This is a genomic window from Mesorhizobium sp. 131-2-1 (assembly GCF_016756535.1).
Taxonomy (GTDB): Bacteria; Pseudomonadota; Alphaproteobacteria; order Rhizobiales; family Rhizobiaceae; genus Mesorhizobium.
In genome coordinates, this window is sequence record NZ_AP023247.1 from 1009471 (window position 1) to 1031844 (window position 22374).

The window sequence follows — 22374 nt, forward strand, 5'->3', positions numbered from 1 at the left end:
ATCTCACATCGTCATTCTATGGCGGAGCAAAGAGCGAAGCGACGCGGCGCAGACCATAGAATCCATGCCGTGACCTCAAGGCGCTGCAATGGTGCAGAATTCTGCTCCGCTGCACCTTGCGATTAAAGTAGCGGCATGGATCCTCGGGTCTGCGCGTCCGCTTCGCTCCCGCTCCGCCCGTGGATGACGACATTGAAGGCTTACGCCAATCGGCAAGCGTTCAGATAGCTTCCCCCTTCAATAGCCGCGGCGTGTCGCCGGACAGTCCCGAGGCCTGGCGGATGAAGAACTCCTTCAGCCGGGGCATGCGCTCGACGAGGCCGAGGCCGATGTCGCGCGCGGCGCGCAGCGGGCCGATGTCGTTGGAGAACAGCCGGTTCAGTACGTCGGTGGTGACGCCCATCTGCACGGTGTCGAAGCGCCGCCATTGCTGGTAGAGCTCGAGCACGTCGAGCGCGCCGATGTCCTGGCCGAGCCGGTCGGCCTCGACCACCACTTCGGCCAGCGCCGCGACGTCCTTGAAGCCGAGATTGAGGCCCTGGCCGGCAATCGGATGGATGCCGTGCGCGGCATCGCCGGCAAGCGCGATGCGGGGCGCGACGAAGGCGCGGGCAAGGGTCAGCCCGAGTGGCCAGGCGCGCGGCTTGTCGGCGGCGTGGATCTCGCCCAGCTTGAGGCCGAAATGCAGCTCCAGCTCGTGTTCGAAGACGAGGTCGTCGCCCTCGACCAGTTTCTGCGCATCCTCGGTCCGTTCGACCCAGACGATGGAGGAGCGGTTGCGGCCATCCTTGTCGGGCTTCAGCGGCAATGTGGCGAAGGGGCCGGCGGGCAGGAAATGCTCCTCGGCGCGGCCATTGTGCGGCCGCTCATGCACCACCGTGCAGACGATGCCGGATTGGCCGTATTCCCACTTCACCGTCTTGATGCCGGCCATGTCGCGCAGCTTCGAGTTGACGCCGTCGGCGGCGACCAGCAGCCGCGCCTTCAATGTCGCGCCGTCGGCCAGATGCACGGTGATGCCGGCGCCGTCCGTCTCGAAGGCGCTGACGGCGAGGCCTTCGATGATGTCGATGCCAAGTTTTTCGGCGCGCCGGCGCAGCGCGCCGTTCAGCTCCCTGTTGGCGACCATGTGGGCGAAGGGCTCGCCGGGCGCCACTTCGCCGTCGAAGGTCAGGAACACCGGGCGCACCGGGTCGGCGGCGCGCGAATCGGTGATGATCATCTCGGTGATCGCCTGCGCCTCCGGCGCGATCTCGCTCCAGACGCCGAGCTGCTCCAGCATGCGGCAGGCGGCGGCGGCGATCGCCGAGGCGCGGCCGTCCTTTTGCCAGACGCCGGCGGGCGCCGCGTCGACGACGGCGACGGCGAGGCTGGGGCGCGCCTGCTTCAGCGAAACCGCGCTGGCCAGGCCGACATAGCCGGCACCGGCGACCAGCACATCGAGCGAGGCCCGCGATCCCGCATCCGCCTTACGGTCAACCATGGCAATTCCCTTTCACGGCTTTGTCTTACGCATGTCGTTGTCCCAAAGCCGCTGCCCACTTTTGGGCGACATGCGCTGGTCCGCCGGCCCGCCGCACCACGGCGGCCTTGACTGCCCGCCCTTCCTGTCCGAAACCGCCATAACATCTTTTGCGGCTGGAGCGCGAAACATGACGGCAGCCATGGACGAGCTTCTCGACATTCTCGACCTCGAGCAGCTCGAACACAATCTGTATCGTGGTCGCAGCCCCAAGCTCGACTGGCAGCGGGTCTTCGGCGGCCAGACGATCGCCCAGGCGCTGGTCGCCGCCCAGCGCACAGTCGAGCCGGAGCGCCACGTGCATTCGCTGCATGGCTATTTCATGCGGCCGGGCGACACCAAGGTGCCGATCATCTACGAGGTCGACCGCATCCGCGACGGCGGCTCCTTCACCACGCGCCGCGTGGTGGCGATCCAGCACGGCCAGGCGATCTTCTCGCTGGAGGCTTCGTTCCAGCAGGACGAGATCGGCCTCGAGCACCAGGTGCCGATGCCGCAGGACGTGCCGGCGCCCGACAATCTGCTCAGCCAGCGCGAACTGCTCGGCAAGTTCGGCGAAGCGGTCCCCGAAGGCATCAAGCGCTACTGGGAGCGCGACCGGCCGATCGAGATGAAGCCGGTGATGCTGAAGCACTACACCAGCCGCGAAAAGCTGGAGCCGAAGCAGAACATCTGGATCCGTACCACCGGCCCGGTGCCCGAGGACCGCGCCACGCAGGCGGCGGTGCTCGCCTATCTCTCCGACATGACGCTGCTCGACACCTCGACTTTCGCGCATGGCCGCGCCATCTTCGATCGCGACATTCAGGCGGCGAGCCTCGACCACGCGATGTGGTTCCATCGCAGCCATCCGCTCGACGACTGGATCCTCTACACGCAGGACAGCCCCTCGACGCAAGGCTCGCGCGGCTTCACGCGCGGCTCGCTGTTTGCCCGCGACGGCACGTTGATCGCTTCGGTTGCCCAGGAAGGCCTCATCCGGCTGAAGCGCTGAGCAAATAGCCGGCTTCCCGCCAAAGCCCGCCAAATAGGCAAATTTGAAAATTTGCCTATTTTTTAATCACGTGCACTGCTGAGATAGTGAACAGGCGGTTGTGCGGCCTCGCCAAAACTCTTTGTTTACAACAGGTTAACGGGATGCTTCGGCAATTGGCACGGAGCTTGAATCCTGTCGGGCACTTTCCGGCTCTCTTTGGGATCGGTGAAGGTGTGCAAACGCGGGGGACCGCAACAGCAAAGGGTGAAACCTTATGAAAATCGTGATGGCAATCATCAAGCCGTTCAAGCTCGATGAGGTGCGCGAAGCGCTCACCGCAGTCGGCATCCAGGGCCTGACCGTCACCGAAGTCAAAGGCTACGGGCGTCAGAAGGGACATACGGAAATCTATCGCGGCGCGGAATACGCGGTCAGCTTCCTGCCCAAGATCAAGATCGAGGTCGCGGTGGGTGCCGACATGGTCGACAAGGCCGTCGAAGCCATCACGTCGGCGGCCAAGACCGGTCAGATCGGCGACGGCAAGATCTTCGTCTTCGGCATCGACCAGGCGGTGCGCATCCGTACCGGCGAAACAGACACCGACGCGCTCTGAGCGGCGATCCCCCATTCCAACGGAGAGTTCAATGAATATTCCTTCCACCTTGAAGACGACGGGGCGCGCGGCCGCTCTCGGCGCGCTTGCCCTGGCAGCCTTGGGCAGCGTGGCCGCTTTCGCGCAGGAAGCGGCTCCCGCAGCCGCCGCTGCGGCACCGGCCGCTGCGCCGACACCGGTGCTCGATACCGGCAACACCGCCTGGATGCTGACCTCGACAGCGCTGGTCCTGATGATGACCATCCCGGGCCTGGCCCTGTTCTACGGCGGCATGGTGCGCAAGAAGAACGTGCTCGCCACCATCATGCAGAGCTTCGCCATCACCTGCCTGGTGACGGTGCTGTGGTTCATGTTCGGCTATTCGCTGGCCTTCTCCGACGGCGGCAGCACCAATGCCTATGTCGGCGGCTTCTCCAAGTTCTTCCACCATGGCATCACCACCTCGACGCTGTGGCTGCCGGGCGTGGCGAACATTCCTGAATTCGTCTTCTCGATGTTCCAGCTCACCTTCGCCATCATCACCCCGGCGCTGATCGCCGGCGCCTTCGCCGAGCGCATGAAATTCTCGGCCCTGCTCATCTTCATGGGCCTGTGGCTGGTGTTCGTCTATGCGCCGATCGCGCACTGGGTGTGGGGCGGCGGCTTCCTCGGCACGGCCGGCGTTCTCGACTTCGCCGGCGGCACGGTCGTCCACATCAACGCCGGTGTCGCGGGCCTCGTCTGCGCGCTCGTTCTCGGCAAGCGTGAGGGCTACGGCACCGCCAACATGGCGCCGCACAACCTCGTCTATTCGGTCATCGGCGCTTCGCTGCTGTGGGTCGGCTGGTTCGGCTTCAACGCCGGTTCGGAACTGGCCGCCGACGGCCTCGCCGGCGCGGCGATGCTGAACACCCAGGTCGCCACCGCCGCGGCGGCGCTCGCCTGGATGTTCGCCGAATGGATCATCGCCAAGAAGCCCTCGGTACTCGGCATCATCTCGGGCGCCGTCGCAGGCCTCGTCGCGGTGACGCCGGCTTCCGGCTTCGTCAACCCGACCGGCGCCTTCATCATCGGCATCGTCGCCGGCGTCGTCTGCTACATCTCGGCGGTCAAGGTTAAGCACATGCTCGGCTACGACGACTCGCTCGATGCGTTCGGCGTGCACGGCGTCGGCGGCATCATCGGCGCGCTGCTCACCGGTGCGCTCGCCGATCCCGAGATCAACGCGCTCGGCAAGGGCGCCTCGGTCGGCACCCAGATCTACGGCATCGTCTTCACCATCCTGTGGACGGCGATCGCTACCTTCGTGATCCTCTACATCGTCAAGGCGCTGGTCGGCCTGCGTCCGAGCACCCAGGAAGAGATCGAAGGCCTCGACATCAGCCAGCACGGCGAAGTGGTGCCGTAAGACCATCGACCATCCGGCGCCGGCATCCTCCCGCCGGCGTTGAGAAGATCCCGTCGTGACGCTCCCGAAAGGAGCTCACGCATTGAGGCCCGGAAGTATCTTCCGGGCCTCTTTTTTTGGAAAATCGTGCGCCTCGAAAAGGTGAAAGGGAATCGTTTTTCGACTCGATCACGTTCGCGTGATGCGCCGGCGCGAAGAAACACCAGGCTTTCCGGCTCCGTACTGGGGTAGCGGCCGCCGTTTTGGCGATCGCTAAGACAACAGGGAAGGAACCAACCGATGAACATGAAGAACATCGTCCTGGGAGCATTGGCTCTGTCGATGGTCGGCGGTGTTGCACTTGCTGGCGCGCTCGACGAGCCGGACAATATGGCCCCGTTCTTCACCGATGCCGGCATGAAGACCATGAAGTCGGAAGCTGACTTCAAGGCGGCCTGGGCTGCAACGGCCAAGGACAAGCAGGACATGATGATGAAGGAGTGCCAGGACGCCGCGATGAGCAAGCCTCACACCGAATTCTGCGCCAACCTGATGATGTATGCCGGTCACAAGTGATTGCGACAGATCGGGTTCAATCCCGGTCGTTTCGCGAAAGGTGGCGGACCGCTGGCCCGCCACGTCGCCGAACCGGGAAAGCCGGCTTCAATCCCGCGCGCACGGACCCGGGCATGCCATGTCATCGCGAGCGACCGCTAGACCCGGCGGGAGCATCAAGCGATCGTGATTCAGTGTGATTCACCGCCGACCGGGTTCGTCGGCTAGTCTTCCCGCGATCCCACCCCCGGATCATCGGAGGGCCAAATCCCACTTTAGCCCTCCTCAAGGAAAGGCCTCGCTGGCTCCGGCTCGCGAGGCTTTTTCGCATCCGCGTGCGATCGGGCAAGGGCAGTCCATGGGACACGAAAGGGAACGGCGCGGCGCAACCGTCGGTCCATGCATCCTTGCCGCCTCAACCTCTTATAGTTAATGCGCCCTTAACCTTCCCGCCGATAGTCTGTCATCCGAATCTGCCGGCGTGCGTCATGCGTCCGGCGAGGCACTCACAGACGGGGAAGAGGCATGCGTTCAGGCGCTTCAGCACCGCTCGCGCTGACCGATACGGGGCACGGCATCCAGGCATTCGCGCGGCGTCAGCTTGGGCGGCTGGTCGGCGCCGGCCTGTTCGTGTTCGTCGCCTTCGGCGTTGCCGGCCTCGCCACCTGGAACGTCGCCGATCCGAGCTTCTCGCACGCCACCGACAACATCGTCACCAATGCGATGGGTTATGCGGGGGCGGTGTTCTCCGACCTTGCCATGCAGTTCTTCGGCCTTGCCGCGGTCGCGGCGCTGGTGCCGGCGGTGATCTGGGGCTTCCTGCTGTTTTCGGCGCGCGGCGTCGACCGGCTGCCGAAGCGCGGGCTCGCCTGGTTCGGCTTCGCGCTGCTCGCGGCGGCGATGGCCGGCTGCGTGACGCCGCCGAAGACATGGCCGCTGCCGACCGGCCTTGGCGGCGTGTTCGGTGATATGGTGCTGAAGATTCCCGGCATCGCCGTCGGCGGCTATCCGAAGGGCCTGTTCGCCAGCATCGTCGCGGTCGTTCTCGCCGCGCCGGCGCTGTGGCTGTTCGCCTATGGCTCGGCGCTGATTGCCCGCAAGAACGGCTTTGCCGTCATGGAGCGCGCCGAGCCCGATCCGCGCGAACAGGACGAGGTGCTCTTCGACGAGGATGATGACGAGGGCGACGAAGGCATACTGGCGCTTGGCGCCATCACCCATTGGTGGCTGTCGTTCAGGGCCTGGATGCACCGCCGCGCCTTGCGCCGCCAGCAGGAGCGCGACGAGTATGAGCCGGAGATGGAGCCGCGCGCCAGTGCGTGGCGCCGTGCCGCCGAGCGTGTCGAATCGGCCGAATACGCCGAGGCGCGGATGAGCCCCGGCGGCCGCGCCCGCGTCGAGCCGGAATTCTTCGCCGCCATGGTCAACGACCGCAGCGTCTCGGTCGATCCTGATGATGATGATGTTTTCGACACCGAAGAGGACGAAGACATCGATCTCGACGATGACGAACCTGTCCGGCGCCGCGGTGCCCCGACCGCCAATGTGCGGAATTTCCGCTCCGATGCGGCGACCCGCGTCGAGGCGCCGGCGCCGCGTCCGGCGCCGGGCGCGCGCGTCCAGCGCGAGGCGCAGACCTCGCTGATCGGCTCGGACACGTTCGAGATGCCGTCGCTGCATTTCCTGTCGGAGCCGAAGAACGTCGCCAAGGACCCAAGCCTGTCGAAGGACGCGCTGGAGCAGAATGCGCGGCTGCTCGAGGGCGTGCTGGAGGATTTCGGCGTCAAGGGCGAGATCATCCACGTCCGTCCCGGCCCGGTCGTCACGCTCTACGAGCTCGAGCCGGCGCCCGGCATCAAGTCCTCCCGCGTCATCGGCCTGTCCGACGATATCGCCCGCTCGATGAGCGCGATCGCCTGCCGCGTCGCTGTCGTCCCCGGCCGCAACGCCATCGGCATCGAATTGCCCAACGCCAAGCGCGAGACAGTCTATCTGCGCGAGATCATGGCCAGCCGCGATTTCGAGACCACCAAGGCAAAGCTGGCGCTGGCGCTCGGCAAGACCATCAATGGCGAGGCGGTCATCGTCGACATCGCCAAGATGCCGCACGTTCTGGTCGCCGGCACCACCGGCTCGGGCAAGTCGGTCGCCATCAACACCATGATCCTGTCGCTGCTCTACCGGCTGACGCCGCAGGAATGCCGGCTGATCATGATCGACCCGAAGATGCTCGAACTCTCCGTCTATGACGGCATCCCGCATCTTTTGACGCCGGTCGTCACCGATCCGAAGAAGGCTGTGGTGGCGCTGAAATGGACCGTGCGCGAGATGGAGGACCGCTACCGCAAGATGTCCAAGGTCGGCGTGCGCAACATCGACGGTTTCAACGCGCGCGTCCAGCAGGCGGAGAAGAAGGGCGAGAAGATCTCGCGCACCGTGCAGACCGGCTTCGACCGCCAGACGGGCGAGGCGATCTACGAGACCGAGGATCTCGACCTCGAGCCGATGCCGTATATCGTCGTCATCATCGACGAGATGGCCGACCTGATGATGGTCGCCGGCAAGGACATCGAAGGTGCCGTGCAGCGCCTGGCGCAGATGGCGCGCGCCGCCGGCATCCATGTCATCATGGCCACGCAACGCCCCTCGGTCGACGTCATCACCGGCACGATCAAGGCCAACTTCCCGACCCGCATCTCCTTCCAGGTGACGTCAAAGATCGACAGCCGCACCATCCTGGGCGAACAGGGCGCTGAACAGCTGCTCGGCATGGGCGACATGCTCTACATGGCCGGCGGCGGCCGCATCCAGCGCGTGCACGGCCCCTTCGTCTCCGACGACGAGGTCGAGAGGATCGTCGGGCACCTCAAGCTGCAGGGCGTGCCGGAATATCTCGACGCCATCACCGAGGACGACGACGAGGACGAGGAGGAGTCCTCCGGCAAGGGCGGTTCCGGCGGCGGTGGTGGCGGCGGCAATTTCGAGGATTCCGACGACCCCTACGACCAGGCGGTGGCGGTGGTGCTGCGCGACGGCAAGGCCTCGACCAGCTACATCCAGCGCCGGCTCGGCATCGGCTACAACCGCGCCGCCTCGATCATCGAGAAGATGGAGAAGGAAGGCATTGTCGGTCCGGCCAATCACGCTGGAAAACGCGAAATCCTGGTGCCGACGGAGGAGGACAAGTTCTAGGGTCTATTGATATTCAGGTGATGCCGGCCTGCAAACGGCGGCTTCCTGCGCTTCCGGTGCTCGCGTACGTTAAGTACGCTCCGCTCCGGTTCTCGGAACCCACCATTTTCGGCTCTGCCTGACCTGAGTCTCAACAGACCCTTAGTCTCGCGACCGATCCGGTCGGGCTGGCAACCTTGAACCTTTCGGCGCGTTGAAGCGACGGAGCGTCACTGGAACCGCCAAACTTCAGCCCAACTGGGGGCCCAGAGACTGCGACACCATTCGAATCAGAAAGTGACCGGCATGAAAAACGCACCTTTCGCCCCGAACCGCCGCCAGGCGCTTGGCCTCGGCCTCGTGCTTGCCGGCGCGGCAAGCGTCAATGTCGTCCCCGGCTTCCAGCTCCTGGCGTCGGCGCAAGCGGCGATTCCGCCGGCGGCGCAGAAGATCGCCGACCACTTCTCCTCGGTCAAATCGATGAGCGGCGAGTTCGTCCAGTTCGGGCCCAAGGGCGAGCAGACCGGCGGCAAGTTCTTCCTGGAACGGCCGGGCAAGATCCGCTTCAACTATGACGGATCGTCGAATTTCCGGGTCATCTCCGACGGCAAGTCGGTGGTCATCCTCAACAAGAAGCTCAACACCTCCGACCTCTATCCGCTGTCGAAGACGCCGCTGAAGCTTCTGCTCGACGACCGGATCGATCTGTCAGGCGGGCGAGTGAAAAGCGTCAAGGAAGAGGACGACCTCACCACCATCCAGCTCTCCGACAAGTCGGTGTTCGGCAATGCCAGGATCACCATGATGTTCGATCCGAAGTCCTATGAACTGCGGCAGTGGACCATCACCGACGCGCAGGGCAAGGACACGACGGTGATGATCTTCAACGTCAAGGAAGGCGTCAGCTTCGCCCCCGACACCTTTGCCATCGACTATACGGCGAACCGCGAGCTGAATACGAAGACCAGGTAGTTCTTCGGAGGGCCTTGCCGGGCAGAGCCGCCATCAACGATTGGCATCCGGCTTGTTTTTGCGGCGTGCGGCTGGCAGTAGTTTGCGGAACTGTCCCGGACCAGCCGCATGCCCTTTTCCATCGCCACCTGGAACATCAACTCGGTGCGGCTGCGCATGCCGATCGTCGAGCGCCTGCTTCTGGAATACGCGCCCGATGTGCTGTGCCTGCAGGAAACCAAGGTTCCGGACGAGCTGTTTCCGGAAAAGGCCTTCCGCAAGCTCGGTTACGAGCACATCGCCTTCCACGGCCAGAAGGGCTATCACGGCGTGGCCACGGTGGCGCGGCGGCCGATCGAGCTGGTCGAAAAGCGCCGCTTCTGCGAGATCGACGACAGCCGGCACCTGTCGGTCAGGGTAAGCGCCGGCGGCAAGTCGATCCTGCTGCACAATTTCTATGTGCCGGCCGGCGGCGACGAGCCCGACCCGGAGATCAACCGCAAGTTCAGGCACAAGCTGGATTTCGTCGCCGAGATGAATGCCATCCGAGCCGAGCACAATGAGGTGTCCGGCTCGGTCCTGGTCGGCGACCTCAACATTGCGCCGCTGGAACATGATGTCTGGTCGCACAAGCAGCTGCTCAACGTCGTCAGCCACACGCCGGTGGAGACCGAAAGCTTCGAGGCGATGCGGCGCGCCGGCGACTGGGTCGACCTGATGCGGCTCAACGTACCTGCCGAGCAGAAGCTCTACACCTGGTGGAGCTACCGCGCGCAGGACTGGGAAGCGTCGGATCGCGGCCGGCGGCTCGACCATGTCTGGTCGTCGCCGAACCTGGCCGAGCGCTTCACCGGCTACGAGATCCTGCGTCCGGCGCGCGGCTGGGAGCGGCCGTCGGACCACGTGCCGGTGATTGCGCGGTTCGATCTGGATTGAGGTCCGGCTCAGCCGGACGGTTTCAAACGCGGCGCTTGAAGCCCTTGGGGCGCGCCGTCCTGGAACGCTATGCGGACAGAGCCTCTTTCTTGTCCGCATGGCCCATCAGGCAGGGATGATCCCGGCGGCGCGTCGCCAACATCCGCCTGGCGGCTTCGATGATTTTCGGTGCCGGGACATTGGCGACCAGGCCGGTCGGGCTTTCATGGCGCGCCTCCACCACGTCCACGCTGTTCGAAAGCGGCCGCCAGCGAACCATGTTGGCACCGCTATTGACGATGACCATCGGCGTCATCACCGTGGCCATGAGATGCGCAGTGCCGCCTTCGGCGCCAATGTAAAGATCGGCGAGTTCGCCGAGTGCCAGCAGGATGTCGCCGACAGGGATATCCTGCGCCGCGCCTGGCTCGATAAGCTGCAATTTCGGCACGCGTTGAGCCAGCTCGGTCATGTCCGGGCCGACGCCCGGTGTTTTGACATAGATTAGGTTTGCGCCATCGCTGATCATGCTGTCGGATATCGCGACAACCTGATCCGCCGTCATCCGTTTGTTGCCGTCACCATGGGCCGCGATGACGACCAACGGCGCATGCTTGCCGCCTGCCAGGCGCCCGGCCGCCGCACGCGCGGCCGGAGTCGGCTCCAGCCGGTGGTCGAAGGGCAACCGCCTCCCCGCAAGGCGTTCGACAAGGCGGTGGTAGCGCCATGCATTGTGCCCGGGTCGTGCCTCCGGTCCATGGCCAGGGGGCCAGGACAGAGCGAAAGCCGGAAAGTTTGCTTCGTAGACGATGCCGCGGCCGAGCAGCGACACCCAGGTTTGAACCAGCCAGGGCGCCACGATGCGGAAATCGACGATGGCCAGCCGCTCCTTGCCCTTGCGGTGGTTGGCGACCAGATGCGCCAAGGGCGTCTGCGCCCTTATCGTATCGACCAGGTGGTGGACATGGTCATTGACCGCGTGTTCGAGGCTGCACGTCTGGGTGGTCCCGTAAACGATCAGACTGTCGGGAAATGCGGTTCTCGCCGCTCGCAAGGCCGGGATCCGCAGCAAGCCGTCGCCGAACGCGTCTTTGCGTGAGTACAAGATAATCGTCTCGTAACGCGCTGGCAGCATGCCGCTCCCCCCAGGAGCTCGGTGGTGTCGGTGCCTGCTACGCGGCCCGCCCTACAGGTCCTGTAGGATCTCACCTTTTGCCTGTCAACGGAACCTCGCCCCTCGGGTCCGGATGATCAACACCGGTGCTGTTGGTCTACCCGTTGAACCGCGGCCCCAGTTTTTCGATGCGGCTGACCATCTGCTGGAATTCTTCCAGGATGCGCTCGTGCAACAGCACCGCAATCTCCGGATATTCTTCCAGGATGCGACGGAACATCTTGCGGCTGAGCCGGATCACCTCCGAGTCGACCGCGGCCGATGCGCTGGTCAGCCGGTTGGTGTCGGCAATCAGCGCCAGCTCGCTGAGCATGGTGCCGGGGCCGGCGCTGCCAATCGGGACGCGCTCGCCATTCTGCTCGCGATAGAGCGCGATGCGGCCGCTGACCACGATATAGGCCGAGTCAGCCACGTCATCCTCGCGGTAGAGCTTGTGGTCCGCCTGAAGCAACGTGGTTTCGGCGCCGAAGGCGAGCAGGCGCAGCTGCTCCTGCGTGAAGCCCTCGAAGAGCTTCACAGCGGACAGGATGCGGATGTCGTCATCCAGCGCCATCTAGCTATGTCCCCGAGCGGTCAGTCCAGTCCCTCCCTTGGAGCGCCGCGTCCCCTGGACACGCAAAGGACGCTCCAACATCCTTGAGTCTATGCATCGTGCCCGCCAAAAATCGATTCCGATTTTTGGCCGATGCGCTTCGGAGCCGATCCAACCACCCTCCAGCACCAGGATCGCTTCCGAAGCGGCCCCGCCCTGACCGCTCAATAGATCATGAAAAGTTTAAGGAACCAGCTTGTAGCCGCCGCTTTCTGTCACAAGAATTTCGGCATTGGAAGGATCACGCTCGATCTTCTGGCGCAGCCGGTAGACATGGGTTTCCAGCGTATGCGTCGTGACTCCGGAATTGTAACCCCAGACTTCTTCCAGAAGCACGTCGCGCGTCACCACCTTCTGCTCGGCGCGATAAAGGTATTTGATGATCGAGGCCTCCTTTTCGGTCAGCCGCACCTTGGCGCCGCGCTGGTCGATCAGCAGCTTCTGGCTGGGCTTGAAGGTGTAGGGACCGACCGAGAAGGTGGCGTCCTCGCTCTGCTCGTGCTGGCGCAATTGCGCGCGGATGCGGGCAAGCAGCACGGCGAAGCGGAACGGCTTGGTCACATAGTCGTTGGCACCGGCCTCGAGGCCGAGGATCGTGTCGGAATCGGTGTCGTGGCCGGTCAGCATGATGATCGGCGCCTTGTAGCCGCCCTTGCGCAGGATTTTCACCGCCTCGCGGCCGTCCATGTCGGGCAGGCCGACATCCATGATCAGGAGGTCGACGAGGCCGCCGCGCGCCGCGGCGACGCCTTTCGCGGCCGTCGCTTCCTGCTGGACGTCGAACTCTTCGTAGAGGGCCAGTTGCTCGACGAGCGTGCCGCGCAGGTCATCGTCGTCGTCAACGATCAGTATGGTGCGTGAGGTCATGGATCAATCCGTTGTTTTAAAAAGAATATTCAGTTGACCGTCCCCCATTTATGCGGAAGCTGACCGACACAACAGCCGATCACAGTGATTTGTTCCGTGGCGCGATCATACAAGAAAAAACGTCCATGCAATGCAGCCGGCGCAATTTTGCCAAAAGGCCTCACCGTGCTCAGCGTGCGCGCCAGGCCCGGCCATCCCAGCCAGGGCCTGCTGCAGGCGGGCAGCCTGGTGTTCGCCTGCGCGCTCGGACGCGGCGGCATTTCGGCGAACAAGCGCGAGGGCGACGGCGCGACGCCGCTCGGCGCCATGCGCATATTGTCAGGCTATTTCCGTGATGATCATTTTTCCGGCGGCCGCAGGACGCGGCTTTCGATGGCGCCGATCGGGCCGGATCTCGGCTGGTGCGAGGTGCCCGACGATCGCAACTACAATCGTCCGGTGAAGATCCCCTATGGCGCCAGCCATGAGCGGATGCGGCGTGACGACCGGCTCTATGATGCCTGCCTGGTGCTCGACTGGAACATCGCGCCGCGCCGGCGCGGCCGCGGCAGCGCCATCTTCTTTCATTTGGCGCGGCCGGGCTTCACGCCGACACAAGGTTGCGTGGCGGTGACGGCCCGCACCATGGCGCGGCTGTTGCCGCTGCTGTCGGACCGGACGGTGGTGAGGGTGGTGAGGTAGGCAGTAGGCAGTAGGCAGTAGGCAGTAGGCAGTAGGGCAGAATGCTCCCTTCCTACTGCCTATTCCCTACTGCCCAATCCCTTACCTTCTCGGCTGCTGCCAGCCTGTGCCGAGCAGCCCGATTTCGCGGAGTTGCCGATCCACCGCCTTGGCCACGTCGCGGCGCTCGGCGCCGATGTCACGCAGCAGCGCGTCGGAGAGATCCTCGACGGATTCGTGGGGAACCTGGGCAGCGACCCGCGCCTGGCGCAGCCAATCGATCGCAGCGCGCAGCCAGTCGGCGATGCCGGAGCGGGATTTCAGAGCGGTGTGGGACTTCAGAACGATCTCGGTCATGGCTCTATCCGGTTTCTCCGGATATCAAATCCGGTTTGATAGTGTTTCGATGCTGTCATCATGCTGGATTGAAAAATAAACGGGAAACGAGTAGTTCTTGTCCAATTATCAAGTTTTATTTGGAGATCGAATGGCTCGCCTGCTGCCCGGAACGCGCGCGCTGAGGACGTTCGAAGCGGCGGCCAGGCATCTCAACTTCACCCGCGCCGCCGACGAGCTCGGCCTGACGCCGGCCGCGGTCAGCCATCAGATCAAGGAAATCGAGGATCAGCTCGACCTGGTGCTGTTCACCCGCACCAGCCGCACGATCCGGCTGACGGAAGCAGGAAACGTGCTGTTCGAGGCCTCGATCGATGCGCTGGACCTGCTCAACCGGGCGGTGTCCCGCGCGCGCAAGATGACGCGCGGCACGGCGCTGCTGAAGGTGACGCTCGACGCGCAGTTCGCGACAAAGTGGCTGATGCGGCGCGTCGACGATTTCCGTCGGCAGAAGCCGGGCATCGAGCTGCGTTTCGACATCACCTACGATGTCAGGGACTTCGAGCGCGACGACGTCGACATCGGCGTTCGGTTCGGCGCCGGGAAATATCCGGGGCTTTGCGCGCACCGGCTGTTCGAAAACATCATCATTCCGGTGTGCAGCCCGGCCTTGTTGCGGTCCGGTCCGCCGCTGAAGGAGCCACGCGACCTGTTCCAGCATACGCTTGCACATATCGAATGGTCGCGGCAGGGCGTCACCTGGCCGAACTGGAGCATGTGGATGCAGGCGGCCGGCGTCGACGATTTCGACGACAGCCGCACGCTCGTGTTCGGATCCTCGACCGATGCCACGCAGGCGGCGATCGACGGCAATGCGGTGGCGCTGGCCGATTTCGCGATGGTGGCCGGCGACCTTTCGGAAGGCAGGCTGGTCCGTCCCTTCGCGCTGGGCATCAAGGTGGCGCCCGAATTCGCCTACTTCCTGGTCTATCCGCAAAAATCGGCCGACGACGCCAGGATCGTTGCCTTCAAGGAGTGGATACTCAACGAGGTCCACACGCCGCAGCCAGATCCGACACACCGAAGCTGGGACGAGCTCTAGACGACAGCAATTCCAGGAAAACTGTGAAGCGGTTTTCCGTCCGGATTTGCGTCAAGACAAGAAGATAGAGCGGTTCTGCTTTCCCATGAAACGATGAACCGCTCTGGAACCGGCTCAGCCGGCGACCGCCGGCGCGCCGAACCAGCCGATGACCGCGCCGATGAGGAGCAGCACGCCCAGCCAGTGGCCGGCATCGATCAGCGTCAGGTCCCAGCCGAAGCCTTCATAGCGGTGGTTGACGGACAGCGTGGTGGCGACGAACCCCAGCCAGAGCACGAAGCCGAAGATCAACCCGGCGACCAGGCTCGGCTCGCCGCCGGTCATCGCGCCCACGACCAGGCTCAGCACGAACGCCATGATCAGTTCGGCGACGAAGGAGATGATGAAGGGCAACGCCGAGCGTTTCATCGTCGCCGGGTCAAGCTTGGCCGCCTTGAGCCACGGCTTGCTGAGCGTCGTGTACCAGGCGGCGCCGAACAGCCACGCCACCGCGGCGGCAACGATCACCGCCAGCCAGTTCACCGCTGAAAAATCCATGCTTCCCCCTCCCAATGCATGTCGTCCAAACACGCATCCTTTTGAAATCGCGGCGATGGAACGCCTGTTCGGCGCCGCCGTCAAGCAAGGCGCCAGACGGTGGTGCGCTTGACCTCGGCATCCTCCAGCGCGCGCGTCACCGGCACCTGGTAGACGGCAAGCCGCTCCAGGCCCGTCTTCGGCAGATAGGCGCGACCGGGATCGCCGACGAGGATCTCGGCGCCGCGCGCCTTTAGCGCCGCGAACCAAGGCAGCAGCCTGTCGGCGAAGGGCTTGTCATAGAAGACGTCGCCGGCCAGCACGACATCCCAGCCCCCGTCGGTGCCGACGCAATCCTCGCCGAGGAATTCCGCCTCGACCTGGTTGGCCTCCAGATTAAGCGCGATCGCCGTCTCGCAAAACGGGTCGATGTCGGCGGCGGTCACCGCTGCGGCGCCGGCCTTCGCCGCCGCGATGGCAACCAGGCCGGAACCGGAGGCGAAGTCGAGCACGCTCTTTCCGCGCACGTTCGCCGGATGGTCGAGCACATGGCGGGCAAGGCCCTGGCCGCCGGCCCAGGCGAAGGCCCAGAAGGGCGGCGGCAGGCCGATCGCGGCGAGTTCGTCCTCGGTGCGCAGCCACAAATCATGCGCCTCGTCGGCGAGATGCAAGAGCACTTCCGGCACATGCGGCGGCGCCATCAGCGCCGTGTTGTCGAGAATGAATTTCTTCGCGTTTTTCGGCGTGAGCCTGGTCACGGAACCGGCGAGAGATCGGCCATGCGGCAGACCTCTTTCCACTCGGCCGGGGTCACCGGCTGCACGGAAAGCCGTCCGAGCCGCACCAGCGCCATTTCGGCGAGCTCGGGATTGGCCTTGACCTGTTCCAGCGTCACCGGGGTCGGCACATCCTTGAAGGCGCGGATGTCGACACATTCCCAGCGCGGGTCGTCGCTGGTGGTGTCGGGATGGGCGAGCGCGCAGACCTCGGCGATGCCGACGATGTTGAGCCCTTCATTGGAATGGTAGAAGAAGCCGAGATCGCCGATCTGCATCGCCTTCATGTTGTTGCGGGCGGCGTAGTTGCGCACGCCGTCCCACTGCGTCCCGGCCTTGCCCTTGGCCTTCAGCGCCTCGAAGGAGAAGACCGAGGGTTCGGATTTGAACAGCCAGTAGTTCATTTTTGGTCCCTCCTGCGTGCGCGCCTGCGGGTTAACTAGCCGCCGGTTTGTTGAAGGTCCAGTTCCACTGGCGGATTTCGACGCTCTCGAACAGGCCGGCCTTGGCGTAGGGGTCGGCCGCCGACAGTGCCTCGGCGCCGGCCAGGTCCGGCGCCTCGACGACGACCAGGCTGCCGTTCGGCGTGCCATCGGCGTCGAGGAAGGGGCCGGCGAAGGCGAGCTTCTTCTCGGCATTCAGCCCCTCGAGGAAGGCGATATGCGCGGGCCGCGTATCGAGGCGCACCTGCAGGCTGCCCGGCTTGTCCTTGCAAATCAACGCAAACAGCATGTTTCTCCAGCTCCGGTTTGTTCGGGAATCAGATGTCGGTTTCGGTCTTCAGCGGTCGGGTCATCAACGCCGTCACCGCCTCGCGGATGGTGATCGCGCCGTCCAGAATGGCAGCGACCGCCGTGATGATCGGCGCATCGATGCCGCGCTCCCTGGCAATGCGGGCGGCGATCGCCGCCGTCGGCACGCCTTCGGCGAGCGGCAGGCCAGACAGTGGCTTGCCCTGGCCAAGAGCCAGCCCATAGGCGAAATTGCGCGACTGCGCCGACGAACAGGTGAGCAGCAAATCGCCGAGGCCGGACAGTCCCATCAGCGTCTCCGGCCGGGCGCCGAAGGCGGCGCCGATGCGGCGCAGTTCGACGAAGCCGCGCGTCACCATGGCGGCCTGGGCGCTGGCGCCGAGCTTGGCGCCGGTGACGGCGCCGGCGGCGATGGCAAAGACATTCTTCAGCGCGCCGCCGATCTCGACCCCGACGAGGTCGTCGCTGGAGTAGCAGCGCAGATTCTCGGCCGAGAAGCGGGCGGCAAGGTCTGCCGCCAGCTCCGCCTCGCGGGCGGCGACCACCACCGCCGTCGGCAGGCCGCGGGCGACGTCGGTGGCGAAGCTCGGGCCGGACAGGGCGGCAACCGGGTTCTCCGGCAAAACCTCCTCGACGATCGCCGACAGCAGCGCGCCGGTGTCGCGCTCGATGCCCTTGGCGCAGAGAACCAGCGGGATGCCTGGCGGGACGTGCCGCTTCGCGGTCGCCAGCATGGCGCGCAGCGCCTGCGCCGGCGCCACCGCCAGCACGCAGTCGGCGCCGTCGAGCGCCGCGGCGATGTCGGTCGTCGCCACGATGCCGGCCTGCAGCGCGATGCCCGGCAGGTAGCGCGGGTTCTCGCCACGGTCGATCGCGGCGACGGTTTCTGGGTCGCGTGCATAGAGACGGACGAAGTGGCCGGCGCGCAGCATGGCGAGCGCCAGCGCCGTGCCCCAGGCGCCACCGCCAAGCACGGCGACACGCCAGCCGCTCGGCGCCTCGCCACCGCTCGTGACCACCTCAGTCATGCCTTGGCACCGCGCCGGCCGGAACCGACCATCGGGGTGGAGACGCTGTCGAGCGGCCAGCGCGAGCGTGGCACGAAATCGGCGGCGTTCTCGTCCGCCATTCCGGCGCGCAGCCGCTCGATGCCGGCCCAGGCGATCATCGCCGCATTGTCGGTGCAGAGTTCTTGCGGCGGCGCGACGAAGTCGAAGCCGGCCTCGGCGCAGAGCGCTTCCAGCGTCGCCTTGACCGTGCGGTTGGCGGCGACACCGCCGGCGACGACCAGCGCCGGCTTCGCCTTGTCGGGGAATTCGTGGCGGAAGCGGGCGAGCGCGCGCGCGACGCGATCGCCCAGAGCATCCGCCACCGCCGCCTGGAAGGAGGCGCAGATATCGGCGACATCCCGGTCGCTCAACGGCGCAATGGCGGTCGCGGCCTGGCGCACGGCCGTCTTCAGGCCGGAGAAGGAGAAATCGGGCTGCGCCGAACCTTTCATCGGGCGCGGGAAGGCAAAGCGGCTCGCATCGCCCGACATTGCCGCCTTCTCGACATTGGGGCCGCCCGGATAGGGCAGGCCGAGCATCTTGGCCGTCTTGTCGAAGGCTTCGCCGAGCGCATCGTCGATGGTGGTCGCCCAGCGCTGGTAGTCGCCGACGCCGCGCACGGCGACGATCTGGGTGTGGCCACCGGAAACCAGCAGCAGCAGGTAGGGGAAGTCGAGCCCGTCGGTCAGCCGCGCCGTCAGCGCATGGCCTTCGAGATGGTTGATGGCGATGAGCGGCTTGTCGGCGGCGGCGGCGATCGCCTTCGCCGTCATCAGTCCGACGATCAGCCCGCCGACAAGGCCGGGACCTGCGGTCGCGGCGATCGCGTCGACCTCGTCGAGCGCCACGCCCGAATCGGCAAGGGCCGCCTCGACGATGCCGTCCAGCGCCTCGACATGGGCGCGCGCGGCGATCTCCGGCACGACGCCGCCGAAAGCGGCATGCTCCTCGATCTGGCTGAGCACGATGTTGGACAGGATTTTTGGCGCGGAGGTGCCATCCAGCGCCACCACGCTGGCCGCCGTCTCGTCGCAACTCGTCTCAATGCCCAGAACGCGGATCAATTGGTCGCTGTCCTCGAAGATTGTGTCGCCGAAGGTCTGTCGATATTCAGGTGATGCCGGCCTGCAAATGGCGGGTTCCTGCGCTTCCGGTGCTCACGTACTTCAAGTACGCTCCGCTCCGGTTCTCGGAACCCACAATTTTCGACCCGGCCTGACCTGAATCTCGGCAGACCTCAGTTTTCCGGGGGTTATCACGGACCGCGCGCCATGCAAACAACCTTGAAAATCGGAACACGCGGCAGCCCGTTGGCGCTAGCCCAGGCGCATGAGACGCGCGCGCGGCTGATGGCGGCGCATGGCCTGCCGGAGCAGGCGTTCGAGATTGCCGTCATCTCGACCAGCGGCGACCGCATCCAGGACCGTCCGTTGTCCGAGGCCGGCGGCAAGGGCCTGTTCACCAAGGAGATCGAGGAGGCGATGCTGGCGCGCCGCATCGACATTGCCGTGCATTCCTCGAAGGACATGCCGACGGTTTTGCCCGATGGGCTCGAACTCTCCGCCTTCCTGCTGCGTGAGGATGCGCGCGACGCCTTCATCGGCAAGGCGGCGAGAAGCATCGCCGAATTGCCCCGGGGCGCCAGGGTCGGCTCGTCGTCGCTACGGCGCCAGGCGCTGATCAGGCGGATGCGGCCGGATCTCGACGTGGTGATGTTCCGCGGCAATGTGCAGACCAGGCTGCGCAAGCTGGACGAGGGCGTCGCCGACGGCACCATCCTTGCCTATGCCGGGCTGAAGCGGCTCGGACTGGAGCAAGTCGTCACCGACCTGATGCCGCTTGAAAAATTTCCGCCGGCGCCGGGGCAGGGCGCGATCTGCATCGAAAGCCGCATCGGCGATGCCGATGTCGAAAGGATGCTGGCGGCGATCCATGACGCGCCGACCGGCCAGGCGCTGGCCTGCGAGCGCGCCTTCCTTGCGGCGCTCGACGGTTCCTGCCGCACGCCGATCGCCGGCCATGCGACGATTTCGGGCGACAAGCTCTCCTTCGCCGGGCTGATCATCTCGCCCGATGGCACGCAGTCGCATGAAGTCAGGCTGGATGGGCCGGCCAGCGATGCCGCCCGGATCGGCGCGGAAGCCGCCAGGGCGGTGCGGGCCAAGGCCGGCGAAACCTTCTTCGACGGCTGGGCCTGAGATGCTCCGCGTTCTGGTGACGCGGCCGGAACCGGGCGCCTCGCGCACCATGCGGCGGCTCGAGGAGATGGGTTTTAGGCCCATCCTGTTGCCGCTGACCGAGACCGTGGCGCTGCCGGCCGATGCGGAAGCGGTTCCCTCGGATGCGACAGCGGTCGCCGTCACCAGCGCCAATGCGGTGCGCCATGCCTCGCGGGACCTTATCGCCGCGCTCGCCGCTCTGCCTTGCCATGCGGTCGGCAAAAGGACGGCGGAAGCGGCGCGCAAGGCAGGGTTTTCATCGGTCAGAGAAGGCCCGGGCGATGCGGTGGCGCTGGCCGATGTTGTCATTGAAGGGGCTTCGGCAGAGACGCTGGTCTATCTTTGCGGCCGTGTGCGCTTTCCTTCCTTCGAGCAGCGCCTTTCGGCCGGCGGCATCCCGATCCGTGCCATCGAGACCTACGACACGATTGCGCAGGGCTATTCCGACTCGGATCTGGTCGCACGTCTATCAGGCGGGGCAATCGAGGCCGTCCTGCTTTACTCGGCCAAGGCGGCCGCGGCGATGCAGGCCCTGATCCGGCGGCCGGCGCTCGGCGATGTTTTTGAAAAGACCAGATTTTTCGTGCTGTCTGGACGTATCGCCGCGGCCCTCGACGGCGTCGCCCCCGAGAGGGTTCGCGTCGCCGGAGAGCCACAGGAAGACGCGCTGCTCGCGCTATTGCAGACCGTGCCCTAGGTCTGTGTCATCACGCCGCCCCTTTTCACCGCTTGGTGATGTGCTAGAGCATCCTGAGCTCTAGACCCTTTGAACCATCCCAAGCCAAATTTGCGGAGCCCAAGCATGGTCAAGACGCCGAAGATGCGACATTCGAAAAGCCGCCGCGAGCCGGTGACGATCGAACTCGAACCCGGCGCCGTCTCGCGCATCGTCGAGGAGGATGCGGCGAAGACCGCCGAGGCCAAGGCAGAGGAAGCCGCGAGCGCTGCGCAGCCCGAGTCTCCCGAGGAGCCGGTGCATGCCGACCAGGTCGATCATGAGCCGTGGGAGCATAGCGACGCCGTGGCACAGGCCGGAACGGAAGATGCCAGCGCCAAAGGCGCGGACGAGGCGGAGCGCCCCTATCCGGCAGGTTCCGGCGCGCCGCCGAATCAGACGCACGCTTCCGACTACAATTTCGAGGATGCTTCCTCCAAGGCGGCGGCTGCCGACGCGGCGCCGAAAACAACACGCGTGAGGGAAGACTATATGGCGCCGCAGCCGAAACGCGGCGGCCTTAACGGCATTGCCGCCGGGGTCATCGGCGGCGTCATGGCGCTGGCCGCCGCCGGCGGGCTGCAGTTCGCCGGCCTGCTCGGCGCGCCCGGATCGGGCGGCGGCTCGCTCGACGGTGTCAACAGTGAGATCGCTGCGCTGAAGAGCGAGATCGCGGGCCTGAAGCAAGCAGGCGGCAATGGCGATGCCTCGGCCAAGGTCGACGGGCTGTCGTCGACGCTGGACCAGGTCAAGTCGGACGTCGCGGCGTTGAAATCGGCGGTCGAACAAGGCGGCGCCGGCGATGCCGCAGGAGTTGCGGCGCTGGGCGACAAGCTCAAGCAGGTCGAGGCGGCGATTGCCGACCTGCAGAAGGCCGGCAGTGCCGCGCCGGTCGATCTCGGGCCGCTCAATGAGAAGCTGGCCGGGCTCGATGCGCTGGTGAAGTCGGCCGGCGAGGCGGCGAAGGCGCAGGATGGCCGGCTGGCCACGCTGGAGCAGTCGGTGTCGCAGCTCTCCGGCAAGGTCGAGGCGCAGGCCTCGCAGCCGAAGATCGCGCTCGCCATCGCGGCGTCGGCACTGAAGTCGGCGCTCGACCGCGGCGCACCGTTCGCCGCCGAGCTCGAGACCTTCGCGGCGATTTCGCCCGATGCGCCGGAGATCGCGACGCTGCGCGCCTATGCCGAGAAGGGTGTCTCGACCCGGACGGACATCGCCGCCGAGGTTGATGCCGCCGCCAACGCCATGGTCGCCGCCGCGACGCCCGTCGACGAGAATGCAGGCTTCCTGCAGAACCTGATGTCGAGCGCCGAATCGCTGGTCAAGGTCCGGCCGATCGGCGCCGTCGAGGGCAAGGGCGCACCGGAAACCGTGGCGCGCATGGAGGTGGCGGTCAACCGGGGCGACTATGCCAAGGCGCTCAGCGAATACGACACGCTGCCGGAAGCGGCGAAGGCCGCCGGCGCGGATTTTGCCGGCAAACTGAAGGCGCGGCTGGAGGTCGAAAAGCTGATCGATTCGCTGATTGCCGGCGCAATGAAGGCGTGAGG

Annotated in this window: 23 protein-coding genes; 12 read left to right on the forward strand and 11 right to left on the reverse strand. The window is 65.4% G+C overall.

Annotated elements, in window-relative coordinates; translation table 11 throughout:
• Positions 1–220: 220 nt before the first annotated feature.
• Positions 221–1483: a ubiquinone biosynthesis hydroxylase gene (locus JG743_RS04940; protein WP_202298721.1), complete on the reverse strand. Its 1263-nt coding sequence runs from the start codon at positions 1481–1483 to the stop codon at positions 221–223.
• Between the two features lie 169 nt (positions 1484–1652).
• Here JG743_RS04940 and tesB point away from each other — a divergent pair, with 169 nt between their 5' ends.
• From tesB to JG743_RS04975, 7 genes are all read left to right on the forward strand, one after another.
• Positions 1653–2516, forward strand: coding sequence for an acyl-CoA thioesterase II (gene tesB / locus JG743_RS04945; protein ID WP_202298722.1), 864 nt, complete (start codon positions 1653–1655; stop codon positions 2514–2516).
• A 256-nt stretch (positions 2517–2772) separates the two neighbouring features.
• Positions 2773–3111 (forward strand): P-II family nitrogen regulator, encoded by a 339-nt coding sequence (locus JG743_RS04950; protein ID WP_027169082.1) that lies wholly within the window; start codon positions 2773–2775, stop codon positions 3109–3111.
• Positions 3112–3142: 31 nt separating this feature from the next.
• The gene (locus JG743_RS04955; RefSeq protein WP_202298723.1) at positions 3143–4498 is read left to right on the forward strand and encodes an ammonium transporter; all 1356 of its coding nucleotides are present in this window, start codon (positions 3143–3145) and stop codon (positions 4496–4498) included.
• A gap of 279 nt (positions 4499–4777) precedes the next feature.
• The gene (locus tag JG743_RS04960; protein ID WP_202298724.1) at positions 4778–5053 is read left to right on the forward strand and encodes a hypothetical protein; all 276 of its coding nucleotides are present in this window, start codon (positions 4778–4780) and stop codon (positions 5051–5053) included.
• 504 nt (positions 5054–5557) lie between these two features.
• Positions 5558–8224, forward strand: coding sequence for an FtsK/SpoIIIE family DNA translocase (locus JG743_RS04965; protein WP_202298725.1), 2667 nt, complete (start codon positions 5558–5560; stop codon positions 8222–8224).
• A gap of 285 nt (positions 8225–8509) precedes the next feature.
• A complete protein-coding gene (locus tag JG743_RS04970) occupies positions 8510–9175 on the forward strand; it encodes an outer membrane lipoprotein carrier protein LolA (protein WP_202298726.1) in 666 nt (221 codons plus the stop codon).
• 108 nt (positions 9176–9283) lie between these two features.
• Positions 9284–10090: an exodeoxyribonuclease III gene (locus JG743_RS04975; RefSeq protein WP_202298727.1), complete on the forward strand. Its 807-nt coding sequence runs from the start codon at positions 9284–9286 to the stop codon at positions 10088–10090.
• Positions 10091–10157: 67 nt separating this feature from the next.
• On the opposite strand, the gene JG743_RS04980 is transcribed toward JG743_RS04975, so the two are convergent.
• From JG743_RS04980 to JG743_RS04990, 3 genes are all read right to left on the reverse strand, one after another.
• Complete coding sequence (locus JG743_RS04980) at positions 10158–11204, reverse strand: glycosyltransferase family 9 protein (protein ID WP_202298728.1); 1047 nt, start codon at positions 11202–11204, stop codon at positions 10158–10160.
• Between the two features lie 136 nt (positions 11205–11340).
• Positions 11341–11796, reverse strand: coding sequence for a cyclic nucleotide-binding domain-containing protein (locus JG743_RS04985; protein ID WP_202298729.1), 456 nt, complete (start codon positions 11794–11796; stop codon positions 11341–11343).
• 222 nt (positions 11797–12018) lie between these two features.
• The gene (locus JG743_RS04990; RefSeq protein WP_126057506.1) at positions 12019–12702 is read right to left on the reverse strand and encodes a response regulator transcription factor; all 684 of its coding nucleotides are present in this window, start codon (positions 12700–12702) and stop codon (positions 12019–12021) included.
• Positions 12703–12846: 144 nt separating this feature from the next.
• Here JG743_RS04990 and JG743_RS04995 point away from each other — a divergent pair, with 144 nt between their 5' ends.
• A complete protein-coding gene (locus JG743_RS04995; RefSeq protein ID WP_202302436.1) occupies positions 12847–13383 on the forward strand; it encodes a L,D-transpeptidase family protein in 537 nt (178 codons plus the stop codon).
• A gap of 81 nt (positions 13384–13464) precedes the next feature.
• On the opposite strand, the gene JG743_RS05000 is transcribed toward JG743_RS04995, so the two are convergent.
• Positions 13465–13719 carry a hypothetical protein gene (locus JG743_RS05000; RefSeq protein ID WP_202298730.1) on the reverse strand — a complete coding sequence of 85 codons (255 nt, stop codon included), beginning with the start codon at positions 13717–13719 and terminating at the stop codon, positions 13465–13467.
• Positions 13720–13849: 130 nt separating this feature from the next.
• Between JG743_RS05000 and gcvA the strand changes: the two genes are divergently transcribed.
• Positions 13850–14800 (forward strand): transcriptional regulator GcvA, encoded by a 951-nt coding sequence (gene gcvA / locus JG743_RS05005; RefSeq protein ID WP_202298731.1) that lies wholly within the window; start codon positions 13850–13852, stop codon positions 14798–14800.
• A gap of 114 nt (positions 14801–14914) precedes the next feature.
• Here the strand turns inward: gcvA and JG743_RS05010 are convergent, their stop codons facing one another.
• The 6 genes from JG743_RS05010 to tsaD all read right to left on the reverse strand — a co-directional run bounded on the left by JG743_RS05010 (position 14915) and on the right by tsaD (position 18954).
• Positions 14915–15337, reverse strand: a complete 423-nt coding sequence (locus JG743_RS05010) for a DUF1761 domain-containing protein (protein ID WP_202298732.1) — start codon at positions 15335–15337, stop codon at positions 14915–14917.
• Between the two features lie 80 nt (positions 15338–15417).
• Positions 15418–16116 (reverse strand): class I SAM-dependent methyltransferase, encoded by a 699-nt coding sequence (locus JG743_RS05015; RefSeq protein ID WP_202298733.1) that lies wholly within the window; start codon positions 16114–16116, stop codon positions 15418–15420.
• Complete coding sequence (locus JG743_RS05020; protein WP_202298734.1) at positions 16071–16496, reverse strand: EVE domain-containing protein; 426 nt, start codon at positions 16494–16496, stop codon at positions 16071–16073. The genes JG743_RS05015 and JG743_RS05020 overlap by 46 nt, the downstream gene beginning before the upstream one ends.
• Before the next feature lie 31 nt (positions 16497–16527).
• Entirely contained in the window at positions 16528–16824 is a 297-nt protein-coding gene (locus JG743_RS05025; protein WP_202298735.1) for a YciI-like protein, read from the reverse strand.
• A 28-nt stretch (positions 16825–16852) separates the two neighbouring features.
• A complete protein-coding gene (locus JG743_RS05030; protein ID WP_202298736.1) occupies positions 16853–17872 on the reverse strand; it encodes an NAD(P)H-dependent glycerol-3-phosphate dehydrogenase in 1020 nt (339 codons plus the stop codon).
• Positions 17869–18954, reverse strand: a complete 1086-nt coding sequence (tsaD, locus tag JG743_RS05035; protein WP_202302438.1) for a tRNA (adenosine(37)-N6)-threonylcarbamoyltransferase complex transferase subunit TsaD — start codon at positions 18952–18954, stop codon at positions 17869–17871. Before tsaD ends, JG743_RS05030 begins: the two co-directional genes overlap by 4 nt.
• Positions 18955–19164: 210 nt before the next feature.
• Here tsaD and hemC point away from each other — a divergent pair, with 210 nt between their 5' ends.
• The 3 genes from hemC (at position 19165) to JG743_RS05050 (ending at position 22372) form a co-directional block, all read left to right on the forward strand.
• On the forward strand, positions 19165–20091 hold the full coding sequence (gene hemC, locus JG743_RS05040) for a hydroxymethylbilane synthase (protein WP_202298737.1): 927 nt from the start codon (positions 19165–19167) through the stop codon (positions 20089–20091).
• Between the two features lies 1 nt (position 20092).
• A complete protein-coding gene (locus tag JG743_RS05045; RefSeq protein WP_202298738.1) occupies positions 20093–20809 on the forward strand; it encodes a uroporphyrinogen-III synthase in 717 nt (238 codons plus the stop codon).
• A 105-nt stretch (positions 20810–20914) separates the two neighbouring features.
• On the forward strand, positions 20915–22372 hold the full coding sequence (locus JG743_RS05050; RefSeq protein ID WP_202298739.1) for a COG4223 family protein: 1458 nt from the start codon (positions 20915–20917) through the stop codon (positions 22370–22372).
• Positions 22373–22374 lie beyond the last annotated feature (2 nt).

Coding starts and splice junctions, on each gene's coding strand:
- JG743_RS05010 (WP_202298732.1), bottom strand. CDS start 15,337: ATGGATTTTTCAGCGGTGAACTGGCTGGCGGTGATCGTTGCCGCCGCG.
- JG743_RS04965 (WP_202298725.1), top strand. CDS start 5,558: ATGCGTTCAGGCGCTTCAGCACCGCTCGCGCTGACCGATACGGGGCAC.
- JG743_RS04950 (WP_027169082.1), top strand. CDS start 2,773: ATGAAAATCGTGATGGCAATCATCAAGCCGTTCAAGCTCGATGAGGTG.
- JG743_RS05030 (WP_202298736.1), bottom strand. CDS start 17,872: ATGACTGAGGTGGTCACGAGCGGTGGCGAGGCGCCGAGCGGCTGGCGT.
- JG743_RS04980 (WP_202298728.1), bottom strand. CDS start 11,204: ATGCTGCCAGCGCGTTACGAGACGATTATCTTGTACTCACGCAAAGAC.
- JG743_RS05000 (WP_202298730.1), bottom strand. CDS start 13,719: ATGACCGAGATCGTTCTGAAGTCCCACACCGCTCTGAAATCCCGCTCC.
- gcvA (WP_202298731.1), top strand. CDS start 13,850: ATGGCTCGCCTGCTGCCCGGAACGCGCGCGCTGAGGACGTTCGAAGCG.
- JG743_RS04955 (WP_202298723.1), top strand. CDS start 3,143: ATGAATATTCCTTCCACCTTGAAGACGACGGGGCGCGCGGCCGCTCTC.
- JG743_RS05045 (WP_202298738.1), top strand. CDS start 20,093: ATGCTCCGCGTTCTGGTGACGCGGCCGGAACCGGGCGCCTCGCGCACC.
- JG743_RS04940 (WP_202298721.1), bottom strand. CDS start 1,483: ATGGTTGACCGTAAGGCGGATGCGGGATCGCGGGCCTCGCTCGATGTG.
- JG743_RS04970 (WP_202298726.1), top strand. CDS start 8,510: ATGAAAAACGCACCTTTCGCCCCGAACCGCCGCCAGGCGCTTGGCCTC.
- JG743_RS05020 (WP_202298734.1), bottom strand. CDS start 16,496: ATGAACTACTGGCTGTTCAAATCCGAACCCTCGGTCTTCTCCTTCGAG.
- JG743_RS04960 (WP_202298724.1), top strand. CDS start 4,778: ATGAACATGAAGAACATCGTCCTGGGAGCATTGGCTCTGTCGATGGTC.
- JG743_RS04975 (WP_202298727.1), top strand. CDS start 9,284: ATGCCCTTTTCCATCGCCACCTGGAACATCAACTCGGTGCGGCTGCGC.
- JG743_RS04990 (WP_126057506.1), bottom strand. CDS start 12,702: ATGACCTCACGCACCATACTGATCGTTGACGACGACGATGACCTGCGC.
- JG743_RS04985 (WP_202298729.1), bottom strand. CDS start 11,796: ATGGCGCTGGATGACGACATCCGCATCCTGTCCGCTGTGAAGCTCTTC.
- JG743_RS05025 (WP_202298735.1), bottom strand. CDS start 16,824: ATGCTGTTTGCGTTGATTTGCAAGGACAAGCCGGGCAGCCTGCAGGTG.
- hemC (WP_202298737.1), top strand. CDS start 19,165: ATGCAAACAACCTTGAAAATCGGAACACGCGGCAGCCCGTTGGCGCTA.
- tesB (WP_202298722.1), top strand. CDS start 1,653: ATGACGGCAGCCATGGACGAGCTTCTCGACATTCTCGACCTCGAGCAG.
- JG743_RS05050 (WP_202298739.1), top strand. CDS start 20,915: ATGGTCAAGACGCCGAAGATGCGACATTCGAAAAGCCGCCGCGAGCCG.